This window comes from Pannonibacter anstelovis (assembly GCF_036881715.1).
GTDB classification, from domain to species: domain Bacteria; phylum Pseudomonadota; class Alphaproteobacteria; order Rhizobiales; family Stappiaceae; genus Pannonibacter; species Pannonibacter anstelovis.
Map to the genome: position 1 here is coordinate 1 of NZ_JBAKBF010000020.1, position 13,023 is coordinate 13,023.

The 13,023-nt window shown below is 65.1% G+C and carries 13 protein-coding genes and 1 pseudogene; 4 read left to right on the forward strand and 10 right to left on the reverse strand.

Features of this window, described 5'->3' with window-relative positions:
* Positions 1–667, forward strand: a pseudogene (locus tag V6L75_RS20295) (patatin-like phospholipase family protein); the annotation flags it as partial.
* Positions 668–801: 134 nt separating this feature from the next.
* A complete protein-coding gene (mepA, locus tag V6L75_RS20300) occupies positions 802–1,812 on the forward strand; it encodes a penicillin-insensitive murein endopeptidase (protein WP_334253291.1) in 1,011 nt (336 codons plus the stop codon).
* A gap of 36 nt (positions 1,813–1,848) precedes the next feature.
* Here mepA and V6L75_RS20305 read toward each other — a convergent pair whose 3' ends face one another.
* The 10 genes from V6L75_RS20305 to phnG all read right to left on the reverse strand — a co-directional run bounded on the left by V6L75_RS20305 (position 1,849) and on the right by phnG (position 10,447).
* Complete coding sequence (locus V6L75_RS20305) at positions 1,849–2,895, reverse strand: sulfate/molybdate ABC transporter ATP-binding protein (RefSeq protein ID WP_334253292.1); 1,047 nt, start codon at positions 2,893–2,895, stop codon at positions 1,849–1,851.
* Positions 2,892–3,797: a sulfate ABC transporter permease subunit CysW gene (cysW, locus tag V6L75_RS20310; RefSeq protein WP_334253293.1), complete on the reverse strand. Its 906-nt coding sequence runs from the start codon at positions 3,795–3,797 to the stop codon at positions 2,892–2,894. Before cysW ends, V6L75_RS20305 begins: the two co-directional genes overlap by 4 nt.
* Positions 3,798–3,800: 3 nt before the next feature.
* The gene (gene cysT / locus V6L75_RS20315; protein WP_334253294.1) at positions 3,801–4,625 is read right to left on the reverse strand and encodes a sulfate ABC transporter permease subunit CysT; all 825 of its coding nucleotides are present in this window, start codon (positions 4,623–4,625) and stop codon (positions 3,801–3,803) included.
* Between the two features lie 96 nt (positions 4,626–4,721).
* A complete protein-coding gene (locus V6L75_RS20320; RefSeq protein ID WP_334253295.1) occupies positions 4,722–5,729 on the reverse strand; it encodes a sulfate ABC transporter substrate-binding protein in 1,008 nt (335 codons plus the stop codon).
* Positions 5,730–5,936: 207 nt separating this feature from the next.
* Positions 5,937–6,620: a phosphonate C-P lyase system protein PhnL gene (gene phnL / locus V6L75_RS20325; RefSeq protein ID WP_334253296.1), complete on the reverse strand. Its 684-nt coding sequence runs from the start codon at positions 6,618–6,620 to the stop codon at positions 5,937–5,939.
* Between the two features lie 3 nt (positions 6,621–6,623).
* Entirely contained in the window at positions 6,624–7,385 is a 762-nt protein-coding gene (gene phnK / locus V6L75_RS20330) for a phosphonate C-P lyase system protein PhnK (RefSeq protein WP_208977349.1), read from the reverse strand.
* A 14-nt stretch (positions 7,386–7,399) separates the two neighbouring features.
* Positions 7,400–8,290 (reverse strand): alpha-D-ribose 1-methylphosphonate 5-phosphate C-P-lyase PhnJ, encoded by an 891-nt coding sequence (locus V6L75_RS20335; protein WP_334253297.1) that lies wholly within the window; start codon positions 8,288–8,290, stop codon positions 7,400–7,402.
* Complete coding sequence (locus tag V6L75_RS20340; RefSeq protein WP_334253298.1) at positions 8,287–9,387, reverse strand: carbon-phosphorus lyase complex subunit; 1,101 nt, start codon at positions 9,385–9,387, stop codon at positions 8,287–8,289. The genes V6L75_RS20335 and V6L75_RS20340 overlap by 4 nt, the downstream gene beginning before the upstream one ends.
* Positions 9,387–9,986, reverse strand: coding sequence for a phosphonate C-P lyase system protein PhnH (phnH, locus tag V6L75_RS20345; protein WP_334253299.1), 600 nt, complete (start codon positions 9,984–9,986; stop codon positions 9,387–9,389). Before phnH ends, V6L75_RS20340 begins: the two co-directional genes overlap by 1 nt.
* Positions 9,986–10,447 (reverse strand): phosphonate C-P lyase system protein PhnG, encoded by a 462-nt coding sequence (gene phnG, locus V6L75_RS20350; RefSeq protein ID WP_334253315.1) that lies wholly within the window; start codon positions 10,445–10,447, stop codon positions 9,986–9,988. Before phnG ends, phnH begins: the two co-directional genes overlap by 1 nt.
* A gap of 153 nt (positions 10,448–10,600) precedes the next feature.
* Between phnG and phnF the strand changes: the two genes are divergently transcribed.
* Complete coding sequence (gene phnF / locus V6L75_RS20355; RefSeq protein ID WP_334253300.1) at positions 10,601–11,311, forward strand: phosphonate metabolism transcriptional regulator PhnF; 711 nt, start codon at positions 10,601–10,603, stop codon at positions 11,309–11,311.
* Positions 11,312–11,421: 110 nt separating this feature from the next.
* Positions 11,422–12,957 (forward strand): murein biosynthesis integral membrane protein MurJ, encoded by a 1,536-nt coding sequence (gene murJ, locus V6L75_RS20360; protein WP_334253301.1) that lies wholly within the window; start codon positions 11,422–11,424, stop codon positions 12,955–12,957.
* Positions 12,958–13,023 lie beyond the last annotated feature (66 nt).

The window sequence follows — 13,023 nt, forward strand, 5'->3', positions numbered from 1 at the left end:
GCTGCCGGCTTATGACATTGAACGGCGCAATCTGGTGATGATGTCCAGCGCGCCCGGGACCGGCGGGGCGCGGCCGGACGATTATTATTTCTGGGAGGCCGTGCGCGCCTCCATGGCCGAACCGTCCTTCTTTGAGCCTGCCCGCATCGACAATCTGACCCGTGGCTGTAATGAGGCCATGATCAGCGGCAGTGCCCTGCTCGGCAATCCGGCGCTGGCCGCCTATGCGCAGGCCCGCCGCATGGGCTGGGCAGCAGAAGATATTGTCCTGATCTCGCTGGGCACAGGTCACGCTGGCGGAAGGGCCTTCGAATTCGAGACCGCTTGCCGTTGGGGTGCGCTCGGCTGGATGCTGCCATCCACTGGCGCCCCGCTGCTCTCGGTGCTGCAGGACGGGCATGCGGCCGCCACTGCCGGTCTGGCGGACCAGGTTTTCGCCGATCTGGACGGTCCGGCCTACTACCGCTTCGATGGCGAGCTGCCGCCGGAAGCGGAGGATATGGACAATGGCCGCCCCGGCAATCTGATCCTGCTCAACGGCGCGGCCGACCGGATCATCCGCGATCACACACTGGTGCTGGATGAACTGGCGGAACTGATTGCGGACAGCTGCGATGAGGCCGGGGAGGCTGGCACGTCCGCTGCAAAGGAGCGCGAAGCCGCGTGAAAAAGGGTTGAATGGCCGGCTCGAAGCGGGGCTGACATAACCCGTGATCGCGGCAGGCTTGCCGTCCGCCGCCGACTCTGTTGAGATTCACCGGGCGAGAGCCATCATGGCTCTGGCCACGGATTTCAGTGCTCATGCCTTATCATTCCGATATTCACCTGCCCGCTGCCGCACGTCACCTTGTTTATGCGCTTGCGGCGTTCGGAGTTTCCGGCCTGCTGGCTTGTGCGCCGGTTCAAGCCTCCGGCACACCTGCGGCCAAGCCCGCAGCGCGTGAGGCATCAGCGCCAAGGATGCCGCGCCATCTCGACCCCGCCGCCCCGGCCAAGGATTACTTCGGTGCGATGAAAGAGCCCGCGCCGCTGGCCTCCCGCGCCATCGGCTCCTATGCCAAGGGCTGCCTTGCGGGGGCTTCGGCCCTGCCGGTGAATGGCCCGTCCTGGCAGGTCATGCGCCTGTCGCGCAACCGCAACTGGGGCCATCCGGCCCTGATCAGCTTTCTGGAAGACTTTGCAGCCAAGGCGCCGAAGGTGGGCTGGCGCGGGCTGCTGGTAGGGGACCTGTCCCAGCCGCGCGGCGGGCCGATGACCTCCGGCCATTCCAGCCACCAGATCGGGCTGGATGCGGACATCTGGCTGACGCCGATGCCGGACAGGGTTCTGACCGCAGAGGAACGGGAAAAGATCTCCGCCATCTCGATGGTCAAGCAGCCGCAGGATGTGGCGGGCGCCGACCGCAGCGTCGATCCGAGGCGCTGGACGGATACCCATGCCGCACTGATCCGCCTCGCGGCGAAGGATCAGCGCGTTGCGCGCATCTTCGTCAATCCGGCGATCAAGAAGGCTTTGTGCCAGTTCGAAACCGGCGACCGGGCCTGGCTGCGCAAGGTGCGGCCGTGGTGGGGCCACGACTATCATTTCCACGTGCGCATGTCCTGCCCGGCGGGCAGCGTGGGCTGCACCGATCAGGACGAGCCGCCGCAGGGCGACGGCTGCGGCACGGAGCTGACGTCCTGGCTGGCGGACGGCCCCTGGGTGCCGAAGATCGACCCGGAAACCGGCAAGCCGCCTCCGGTGCAGAAGAAGCGCCCGCTGGCTCTTGCAGCCTTGCCGAAGACCTGCGGCGAGGTTCTGACCGCCCGGTGAGGGCGCCAGATCTCACCGGCGTGACACAGCTGAGACTCAGGCCTGAGCCAGCGGGAAGACATCGGCCTTGCGGATGGTGAGGCGGCCGGCGGCGCCTGCATCCACTTCGGTGGTAGAAGGAACCTCAAGCTCCAGAGCCTCTTCCGGTGCTCCGTTCCCGGAAGCGCGGACAATGAGGCGGCGGCCGCCCGGATGGTCGATGACACGCTGGACGGTGGCGGGAATGCCGACTTGTGTCCCGTCCGCCTGCCAGCCGAGATCGGCGGGCCGGACGTAGATTTCCACCGGACCGCTCGCCTCTCCGCAAGTACCCACCGGCTGGCCATCGACCAGCAGTGTGCCGCCGCGCGCTTCGCCGGTGAAGCGGTTGGCATCACCGAGGAAGCGGGTGACAAAGGGCGAGGCCGGGGTGCGGCAGACATCACGTGGCGTACCCTGCTGTTCGATGCGGCCTTCGTTGAGGATGACCACACGGTCGGCTAGGTCCAGCGCCTCTTCCTGATCGTGGGTCACGAACAGCGTGGTGATGCCCAGCTCGTCGTGGATTTCGCGCAGCCAGCGGCGCAGATCGCGGCGCACATTGGCATCCAGCGCGCCGAATGGCTCGTCCAGCAACAGTACCTTCGGATCAACGGCGAGCGCCCGGGCCAGGGCAACGCGCTGGCGCTGGCCGCCGGAAATCTGCGAGGGGAACCGGTCACCGAGACCGGCAAGGCGCACCAGCGACAAGAGATCCTGCACCCGGTCCGCGATTTCCTGACGGCTGCGGCGGGTCTTGGAGACCTTCATGCCAAAGGCGATGTTTTCCGCCACGGTCATATGCGGGAACAGCGCATAGTGCTGGAACACGAAGCCGACGCCCCGGTCGCGTACAGGGATGTTTGTCGCATCTTCCGTGCCGAAGAGAATGCGGCCCTCATCGACATATTCGAGGCCCGCCACCATGCGCAGGATCGTCGTCTTGCCGGAGCCGGAGGGGCCGAGCAGGGCGACAAGCTCGCCGCTTTCGATCTCCAGCGAAACACCGCGCACCGCACGGAAGGTGTTGAAGGTCTTCACCACAGTGTCGAGGACGATTTTCATGGCTTTTCACCCTTGGCCTGACCGCCGGAAAGCGGAGCACCGGCAAGCGCCGGGCGGGAGGCGCGGCCTGCGCCCATGCGTTCCAGAAGAACCTTGGCGATGATGGTCACCAGCGCCAGGACAGTGAGAATGGAGGCAGCCGCGAAGGCGCCTGCCGTGTTGTAGTCGTGATAGAGCAGTTCCACATGCAGTGGCAGCGTGTTGGTCTGGCCGCGAATGTTGCCGGAAACCACCGAAACCGCGCCGAATTCGCCCATCACCCGGGCGTTGCATAGCACCACGCCATAGAGAAGGGCCCAGCGGATGTTGGGCAGCGTCACCGTCAGGAAGGTGCGCCAGCCCGAAGCGCCCAGCGAGGTGGCCGCCTCTTCCAGATCCCGCCCCTGCGCCTGCATCAGCGGGATCAGCTCTCGCGCCACGAAGGGGGCGGTGACGAACATGGAGGCAAGCACGATGCCCGGCAGGGCGAAGAGGATCTTGATGTCCGCCGATTGCAGCAAGGGGCCGAACAGGCCCTGCAGCCCATAGACGAACATGTAGGCGACGCCTGCCACCACCGGCGAGATGGAGAAGGGAATCTCGATCAGCACGATCAGCAGCCGCTTGCCGGGGAAGTCGAACTTGGTGACGGCCCAGGCTGCGGCGATACCGAAGGCGGTGTTGACCGGCACGGCAATCAGGGCCGTCAGCACCGTCAGGCCAATGGCATGCAGCGTGTCCGGTTCGGCAATGGCGGCTGCGAAATAGATCACGCCCTTGCTGAAAGCCTGCGCAAAGATAACGAGCAGCGGGGCCAGCATGAAGATGGCACCCAGCACCAGCACGATGCCAATCAGCGTGCGGCGGATGGCCGGGCTATCGCCAACGCGGGGCGGCTTGCGGGAGGAACGGGCATGCGCCATGGCTCAGCCCCTCGACATGTAGCGCAGGGCACGGGCCTGCATCAGATTGGTAAGCGCCAGCATGACGAAGGCGATGATGAGCATGACCGAGGCAATGGCGGCGGCGGCCTGATACTCGTATTCCTCCAGCCGGATGAAGGCGAGAAGCGCCGTGATCTCGGTCTCGAACGGCTGGTTGCCGGCGATGAAGATGATGGCGCCGAACTCGCCGAGGCTGCGGGCAAAGGCAAGCGACGTGCCCGCCAGCAGCGCCGGTGCCAGCAGCGGCAGGATCACCTGCCGGAAGATGCGCGCATCCGAACCGCCCAGTGATTGTGCCGCCTCCTCCAGTGCCGGATCCAGATCCTCCAGCACCGGCTGCACCGTGCGCACGATGAAAGGCAGGCTGGTGAAGGCCATGGCCACCATGATGCCCAGCGGCGTGTAGGCCACCTTGATGCCGAAGGGTGCAAGGAACTGGCCGATCCAGCCGGTTTCCACGAAGAGCGTGGTCAGGGCAATGCCGGCAACGGCGGTGGGCAGGGCAAAGGGTAAGTCGACCATGGCATCGATCAGCCGCTTGCCGGGAAACTCGTAGCGCACCAGCACCCAGGCGAGGATGACGCCGAAGACCACGTTGAAGAGGGTGGCGGCCAGCGCAGAACCTGCCGTGACCATGTAGCTGGCCACAGCGCGTTCCGACGCGACAATCTGCCAATATGCTGAAGGACCAAGGCTCGCGGCCTTGTAGACCAGCGCACCGAGCGGCAGCAGCACGATCAGGCTGATGTAGAACAGCGTAACGCCCAGCGTTAGCGGCAGTCCCGGCAGGACGCGGCGGTGCCTCATCCGGCTTCTCCTCAAGTGGCGGGGCTGTGCCCCTTCACGGCGAAACCGGCGGGAGCTGGCCCGCCGGTTGCCATGGCGTCAAATCGGCCCGCGAAATCAGCGGTTTGTGAAGAGCTTGTCAAGCTTGGCACCGGAGGCGAAATGCTCTTCCTGCGCCTTGTCCCAACCACCGAACACGTCTTCCACGGTGACGAGACGGACTTCGGGGAACTTGTCCTTGAATTCGGCCTTGACGGTCTCGTCATGTACCCGGTTGCCACGGGCTGCGACGATGCGCTGACCTTCCGTCGCATAGAGGAAGTCGAGATAGGCCCTGGCGAGATCGCGGGAGCCACGGGCATCCACGACGCGGTCAACGATCGCGACCGGGAACTCGGCCAGAATGCTGACGGACGGGGTGACGAGGTCGAACTTGTCCTCGCCGAACTCCTTGGCAATGCCCTGGGTTTCGGCTTCGAAAGTGATCAGCACGTCGCCGGTGCCGCGCTCTACGAAGGTGGTGGTGGAGCCGCGGCCGCCTGTGTCGAACACCGGAACATTGGCGAAGAGCTTGGTAATGAACTCATCCACCTTGGCCTCGTCGCCGTTGAAGACTTCACGGGCGTAAGCCGTGGCCGCCAGATAGGTGTAGCGGGCGTTGCCGGAGGTCTTCGGGTTCGGGAAGATCACCTTCACGTCGTCACGGACGAGATCGTTCCAGTCCTTGATGTTCTTCGGGTTGCCCTCGCGCACCAGGAAGGCGGGCAGCGAGTAATAGGGGGAAGCACGGTTCGGGAAGTCTTCCACCCAGTCCGGCGACACGGCACCACCCTTGACGAGAGCATCGATGTCGGTGGTCTGGTTGAAGGTCACCACATCGGCTTCCATGCCTTCCAGAATGGCGCGGGCCTGCTTGGAGGAGCCGGCATGCGACTGGTCGATGGTGACGTCCTTGCCAGTCTTTGCCTTGTAATCCGCAATAAAGGCCTCGTTGACCTCGACGAAAAGCTCACGGGCGATGTCATAGGAGGCGTTGAGCAGCTTGTCTTCAGCTGAGGCCTGCAGAGGCGCGGTCAGAAGTGCGGCGGCAGCAGCACCGGCTGCCAGAAGAGCCTTGAACGTCATGTTGGGAACCCCGTTTGATGTTGGCCAAAGCATAATCAAGGCACGGCAGGACACGAGGCATGGCGGTCTTCGGCAGGCGCCAAGAGGAAAAACCTATGCCAAATTGCTGCCAATCCGGGGTGCGCTGTTCCTGCTGGCAGTTAAGTGCCAGGGGCGGGACGCAGGATGGCCTGCGTCCTTAAAGAATGTCCGGAAGGTAAAACCGGATCACGCCGCCGCTTTCGGCGTGAAACCGGTCACATCGGCCAGCCGGGTACAGACGCGGGCGCGGGCTTCCTCATCATGGAAAATGCCGACGATGGCAGCGCCCCGCGCCTTGGCTTCGGCAATGAGCGAGAGCACCACTTCACGGTTGGCAGCATCAAGGCTTGCGGTGGGCTCATCCAGCAGCAGAGCCGGATAGGCATGGGCAAAGCCACGGGCGATGTTGACGCGCTGCTGCTCGCCGCCGGAGAAGGTGGTGGGTGAGAGCTGCCAGAGCCTTTCGGGAATATTGAGCCGCCGCAGCAGATCTGCGGCGCGCGCCCGGGCCTCTTCAATCGGCGTGCCCAGTTGCAGCAGCGGCTCGGCCACCACATCCAGCGCAGGCACGCGCGGCACCACGCGCAGGAACTGGCTGACATAGCCCAGCGTCTCGCGGCGCAGGCGGATGATCTGGCGCGGCTCGGCCTTCGTCACATCGGTGCCGCCCACGATGATCTGCCCGCCGGCCGCCAGATAATTGCCGTAGATCATCCGCATCAGCGTGGACTTGCCCGCGCCCGACTGGCCTGTGAGGCCGATGCACTCGCCTGCCTCGACGGTGAGGCTTGCCCCTTCCATCACGGGGATCACGGCGCTGCCCTGATTGTGCAGGGTGAAGGACTTGGACAGGTTTTCAATCCGGATCATGGTCTACACCTGCAGGACGGAGGAAACGAGAAGCTGGGTATAGGCATGCTGCGGATCGTCCAGCACCTGATCGGTGAGGCCCTGTTCCACGACGCGGCCGGATTTCATCACCATCAGCCGGTCCGCGAGAAGCCGCACCACGGCAAGATCATGGGTGACGATAATCACCGACAGGCCGAGATCGCGCACCAGCCCGCGCAGCAGGTCGAGAAGCCGCGCCTGCACGCTCACATCCAGCCCGCCGGTCGGCTCGTCCATGAAGACAAGACGTGGGCCGGTGACCAGATTGCGAGCGATCTGCAGGCGCTGCTGCATGCCGCCGGAAAAGGCGGAGGGGCGGTCGTCGATGCGGTCGGCAGCGATTTCCACCCGTCCCAGCCAGTCCGTAGCCTTGTCGCGGATCGCGCCGTAATGCCGGGCGCCGACAGCCATCAACCGCTCACCTACATTGCCGCCAGCGGAAACGCCCATGCGCAAGCCGTCACGCGGGTTCTGGTGCACATAGGCCCATTCGGTGCGCGACAGCCGCCTCCTGGCGGTTTCCGCCATGGCCAGCACGTCGCGCCCGTCATATAGCACGGCCCCTTCATCCGGCTGCTGGTGTCCGGCAAGGCAGGACAAAAGGGTGGACTTGCCCGAGCCGCTTTCCCCGACAATGCCCAGCACCTCGCCGGGGTAAAGATCGAAGGACACATCGGCGCAGCCGATGCGGGCGCCATAGCGCCGGGTGAGGCCGGACACCTTCAGAAGCGGTGTGTCCGTGATGGTCTGGTGAAGGCTCATCGCACCATCTCCCCTGCCCCGGCAACCGGGCTTGCACTCAGCCGCCCGGTGTGGCCGCAGGCCTGCCGCTGGCCGCAAAAGTCAGTGTCGGAACAGACGAACATCCGGCTGCCGGCGTCATCGGTGATCACCTCGTCCAGATAGCTGTCCTCCGCCCCGCACAGATCACAGGCATGCGGCGCCTTGCCGGGAACGAAGGGGTGATCGTCAAAGTCGAGGCTCACCACCTTCGTGTAGGGCGGCAGGGCATAGATGCGCTGCTCACGCCCGGCGCCGAAAAGCTGGATCGCCGGACTGTCCGAAAGCTTCGGATTGTCGAACTTCGGGATGGGCGAAGGGTCCATCACATAACGGCCTTCCACCTTCACCGGGTAAGCGTAGGAGGTGGCGATTTCGCCGTGGCGGGCGATGTCCTCATAGAGCTTCACATGCATGAGGCCATATTCCTCCAGCTCATGCATCTTGCGGGTCTCGGTTTCGCGGGGCTCCAGAAAGCGCAGCGGCTCGGGGATCGGCACCTGATAGACGAGAACCTGGCCTTCGGTCAGCGGCGTTTCCGGAATGCGGTGGCGCGTCTGGATCAGGGTCGCCTCATCGGTCCGCCCGGTCACAGCGACACTGGCCGTGCGCTGGAAGAAGCGGCGGATGCTGACCGCGTTGGTGGTGTCGTCCGCCCCCTGATCGATCACCTTCAGCCGGTCTTCCGGCACAAGGCAGGCGGCCGTCACCTGAACGCCGCCGGTGCCCCAGCCATAGGGCATGGGCATCTCGCGGCTGGCAAAGGGCACCTGATAGCCCGGAATAGCAATGCCTTTCAGGATGGCGCGGCGGATCATCCGCTTGGTCTGCTCGTCCAGATAGGCGAAGTTGTAGGCTTCATCCGTCATTCGGCGGCCTCCCTGTCTGCAGTTGCATTGCGGGCGGCTTCCGCTTCCGCCCGCAGGCGGCGCACCAGCTCCAGCTCCGCCTGGAAATCCACGTAATGCGGCAGCTTGATGTGCTCCAGAAAGCCCGTGGCCTGGATGTTGTCGCAGTGGGACAGGACAAACTCCTGATCCTGCGCAGGAGCGCCGACGTAATCCTCGCCCAGTTCCTCCCAGCGCAAGGCACGGTCCACCAGCGACATGGCGATGGACTTGCGCTCCGACTGACCGAAGACGAGGCCATAGCCGCGGGTGAACTGCGGCGGCTCGGTGCGCGAACCGGTGAACTGGTTGACGGTCTCGCACTCGGTCAGCTCGATCTCGCCGATTTCGATGGCAAAGCCCAGCTCCGGAATGTCCATCTCCACCGCCACTGTGCCGATGCGCAGTTCACCGACGAAGGCGTGGGTGCGTCCGTAGCCGCGCTGGGTGGAATAGGCGAGCGACAGGATGAAGCCTTCATCACCCCGCGTGATCGCCTGAAGCCGCAAGGGGCGGCTCGCCGGCAGTTCCAGCGGCTCGCGGGTCAAGTCCGGCGGGGTGGCATCACTGCGCGGCTCATCCTGAATGAGCCCGTCCCGGCCAAGAAAGCCGGTGACATGCGGCACCGGTCCGCCTTCTGCCGGAGCCTGCGGGGCCGGGTCAACGTCCCCTTCGGCGGCCAGCTTGAAGTCGATCAGCCGGTGGGTGTAGTCGAAGGTCGGCCCGAGGATTTGCCCGCCTGGCAGATCCTTGAACGTGGCCGAGACCCGGCGGTCCACGGCCATGTCCGCCGTTTCCACCGGCAGCGAAGCCCCAAAGCGCGGCAGGGTGGTGCGGTAGGCGCGGATGAGGAAGATGGCCTCGATCAGATCACCCCGCGCCTGCTTGATGGCAAGGGCGGCGAGATCGGGATCATAAAGGCTGCCCTCCGCCATCACCCGGTTGACGGCGAGTTTCAGCTGTTCGCGGATCTGCGGGACGGTGAGTTCGGCGACGGTGGTGTCCCCGCGCCGCTCCTCTGCCAGCCATTCATGGGCATTGCCGATGGCGCGTTCGCCACCCTTGACGGCGACATACATCAGCAGGCCTCCACGATGGTTGTGCGCGGCAGCCCGGCGATCTGGCGGCCTGCGGTCAGGAAGAAGTCGAGCCCAAGCGGAAAAAGTGCATGGTTCTGCCGGAACAGCTCCAGCTCGGGCAGGTTCAGGAAGGCTTCATCCGCGATGCCCGGCCCCGTCAGGCGGCAGCCTTCTGCTGCGAGCGTTTCCACTTCCAGCACCAGTGTCGCAGAGCGGTCCGGATAATCCGGGTCGCCGATGGAGAGCTGCTCTATGAAAGGTTTCAGGTCCTCAAGGCGCCCGAGGGCAAAGCGGATGCCGGCGGCATCTGCCCCTGCCTCAAGGCTGGCAGCCGTCAGCACCGGGGCGCCGGTGTGGAAGGTGATCCAGCCGCGCATCGCCTCACAATCGGCATCACCTGCCAGAAACACCGGCGTCGTAGTGTCGGCAAGGGTCAGGAGCACGGTCCCTGCGGCGGGGGAGACAGGCTGCGGCGGCTGGGCCGCGTCCAGCGTATGGATGGTGCCGGGGCGGGCAAGCGCTTCCAGCAGGCAGCGGAAGGCGCGCGCGGCCTCGATGGGCGCATCGGAAAAGCCGCCGGTCAGGGCTTCGGGTGTCATCAGTCCTCTCCGCGCACGAGGGTGAAGAAATCGACTTTGGTGGCTGCAGCTTTTTCTGCGCGCAGCTGCCGGGCACCTGCCGCCTCTGCGGCCAGCACATCCAGCACACGGGCTTGAAGCTCAGCGGCGGCATCCGTCTGCATCAGCGCATCCACACAGGCCGCGCGGGTGGCATGGGCCTTGTCGCGCCCCTGCACATAGGCGTGGCCCACCTCACCGGACGTGAGCTGGACAGAACAGCGGGTAACGGTCATCTCGCCCAGATTGAAGGGCGCACCCGTGCCCCCCATCCGCCCGCGCACCATCACGGCTCCAACCTCGGGCCGGCGCAGCAGCGTATGTTCCGGCAGATCCGGAAACAGCACGGCCAGACGCGCCGGACTGGCCTTTGCCAGCAACGACAGCCAGACCTTGCGCTGGCTGTGCGGCTCGTCCTCCTGGGGGGAAACGGCGGGCTTCATCGGCACCTCGACATCTTTTGATCCTGTCTATATAATAATAGACAACTAGACATATCGATACCGCAAGGGGCCATCCGGCTCAACCGCCGTCTTGTGAAATTTTTACGACAGGTGGTTTTCAGCATCGGCAAACAGAGACTTCAGGGCAGGGCAATGGCGCGCAGCGCGATCTGGAAATCCATCGTGGACACGCTTTCGGCGGAAATTGCCGAAGGCCACTACAAGCCGGGGGACAAGCTGCCGACGGAAGCGCAGCTGGCCGCCCGCTTCGGCGTGAACCGGCATACGGTGCGCCATGCGCTGGCTGCGCTGGCAGAGGCTGGCACCGTACACTCACGGCGCGGGGCGGGTGTCTTCGTTACCATCAAGCCCACGGACTATGCCATCGGGCGGCGTGTGCGGTTTCAGCAGAACCTTGCCGCCAGCGGCCGCATGGCCTCGCGGCGTATCAGCCTGATGGAAACCCGGGCCTGCGGCGAAAAGGAAGCCGAAGCGCTGCAACTGGCTCCTGGCGACCTGGTGCATGTTGTAGAGGGTGTATCCCTGGCCGATGGTGTTCCGCTGGCGCTGTTCCGCTCCGTCTTTCCGGCGGCACGCGTGCCTGGTTTCCTGGAGGCCATGGAAGGGCGGCAGTCAATCACTGAGGCACTGGCCGTTTGCGGCATCGCCGACTACACCCGCGCCCAGACCCGCCTGACGGCCAAGCTGGCGCGCCCGGTGCAGGCCTTGACGCTGCAGATCGCGGAAGCTGCACCAATCCTGCGCTCCGTTTCGGTCAATGTGACGGAGGATGGCAAACCCATTGAATATGGCATCACCTGGTTTGCCGGGGACCGCGTGTCCCTCACCATGGCTCCGGACTAGGGCATCAGGGGACCAGAGAACCCCTGCGGCGTGACGGCGGCGCAGATATGGGGTAAGCACCACGCCGCAGCCGGGCGCGGTGTCCGGTCTGATGTGCGGAACCTTGAGACATGCTGCGTCGCCTTGGCCTTATCGGCGGACTGACCCTTCTGAGCCGGCTGCTCGGCTTCATCCGCGACCTCATCATGGCCGGCGTGCTTGGGGCAGGCCCCATTGCCGATGCCTTCATGCTGGCCTTCCGCCTGCCGAACCACTTCCGCGCCATCTTTGCCGAAGGCGCCTTCAACGCCGCCTTCCTGCCGACTTATGCCGCGACGCTGGAAAAGGATGGGCCGGACAAGGCGCGCCATTTTGGATCGCAGATCCTGTCCTGGCTGATGCTCGCCAACCTGGCGCTGCTCGTTTTCGCTTGGGCAGCCACGGGAACACTGATCACCCTGCTGGCGCCGGGGCTGGGCGCTGATGATCCGGCAAGGCCGATGGCCATCGAGCTGACGCGCATCACCTTCCCCTATCTTCTGTGCATGTCCATCGTGGTGCTGCTGTCGGCGGTGCTGAATGCGGAGCGGCGGTTTGCGGCTGCAGCGGCAGCGCCCGTGCTTTTGAACATCGCCATGATCGGCACGCTGCTGGCCGTCAGCCAGTTCCCCGATGCAGGCAGCGCAGCAGCCTGGGGCGTTCTGGCGGGCGGCATTGCGCAGGTGCTGCTGCTGACGGCAGCCACCTTCCGCAGCGAATTCTCCGTGAGCTTCTGCCTGCCGAAGCTGGATCCGGGCGTGCGCCTGTTTTTCCGCCGCCTTGGACCTGCGCTGCTGGCTTCCGGCGTCGTTCAGATCGCCATCTTCGCAGACACGATCCTTGCCAGCTTCCTGCCCTCTGGTGCCCTCTCGCACCTCTATTATGCCGACCGGCTGTATCAGCTGCCGCTTGGCGTCATCGGTATTGCACTGGGAACGGCACTGCTGCCGGAGGTGAGCCGGGGCGCAGCCGCTGAGACGGACGAAGCCCGGCAGAAGCTGCGGTCCACCATGGATCAGGCCTTCAACATCTGCCTTGCCGTCGGGCTGCCGGTGGCGGTGCTGATGGCGGGCCTCGGGGAACTGGCGATTGCTGCCTTCTTCCAGCGCGGGGCCTTTGATGCCAGCGCGACCGCCGGGGCGGGCGCGGTGCTGCTGGCCTATTCGCTCGGCCTGCCAGCAGCTCTGGCTGTCCGCTCCCTCGTTGCCTCCTTCCACGGGCGCGGCGACATGATGACACCGCTGAAGATCCTCGCTGTGGCAACGCTGGTGAATGTTGCGCTGAAGGCCACCCTCTCCGGCCCCTGGGAAGCGGCGGGCCTTGCGGCAGGCACCTCCGCAGGCGTGTGGATCTACGCCATGGGGCTCTATCTCACTGCTCGCAAGCGCGACTACATGGGCACCCCGCCTGCGCGGCTGACCGTTCTGCTGCTGACCGGAACAGTACTGATGGCGGGCCTGATGCTGCTCCAGACCCAGACGCTGGCGCTTTTCGCGAGTCTGCTGCCGCAAAACCTCCATGCGCTCGTGCCCTTTGCCACGCTGACACTGCTGGCAGGCGCTGCGCTCACCGTCTATGCGGCGATCCTCTATCCCGCACGTGGGTTCCTGCGCCGCCGCAGGCGTTGATTTCCTTATCCCTTGAAATGCAGAACGGGCGGCCAGTCTTCCGGTTGGCCGCCCGTTCTGTTTCAG

Excerpts from the sequence above, each read along its gene's own strand:
- mepA (WP_334253291.1), top strand. The coding sequence starts at position 802 with ATGCCTTATCATTCCGATATTCACCTGCCCGCTGCCGCACGTCACCTT.
- V6L75_RS20305 (WP_334253292.1), bottom strand. The coding sequence starts at position 2,895 with ATGAAAATCGTCCTCGACACTGTGGTGAAGACCTTCAACACCTTCCGT.
- cysW (WP_334253293.1), bottom strand. The coding sequence starts at position 3,797 with ATGGCGCATGCCCGTTCCTCCCGCAAGCCGCCCCGCGTTGGCGATAGC.
- cysT (WP_334253294.1), bottom strand. The coding sequence starts at position 4,625 with ATGAGGCACCGCCGCGTCCTGCCGGGACTGCCGCTAACGCTGGGCGTT.
- V6L75_RS20320 (WP_334253295.1), bottom strand. The coding sequence starts at position 5,729 with ATGACGTTCAAGGCTCTTCTGGCAGCCGGTGCTGCTGCCGCCGCACTT.
- phnL (WP_334253296.1), bottom strand. The coding sequence starts at position 6,620 with ATGATCCGGATTGAAAACCTGTCCAAGTCCTTCACCCTGCACAATCAG.
- V6L75_RS20335 (WP_334253297.1), bottom strand. The coding sequence starts at position 8,290 with ATGACGGATGAAGCCTACAACTTCGCCTATCTGGACGAGCAGACCAAG.
- V6L75_RS20340 (WP_334253298.1), bottom strand. The coding sequence starts at position 9,387 with ATGTATGTCGCCGTCAAGGGTGGCGAACGCGCCATCGGCAATGCCCAT.
- phnH (WP_334253299.1), bottom strand. The coding sequence starts at position 9,986 with ATGACACCCGAAGCCCTGACCGGCGGCTTTTCCGATGCGCCCATCGAG.
- phnG (WP_334253315.1), bottom strand. The coding sequence starts at position 10,447 with ATGAAGCCCGCCGTTTCCCCCCAGGAGGACGAGCCGCACAGCCAGCGC.
- phnF (WP_334253300.1), top strand. The coding sequence starts at position 10,601 with ATGGCGCGCAGCGCGATCTGGAAATCCATCGTGGACACGCTTTCGGCG.
- murJ (WP_334253301.1), top strand. The coding sequence starts at position 11,422 with ATGCTGCGTCGCCTTGGCCTTATCGGCGGACTGACCCTTCTGAGCCGG.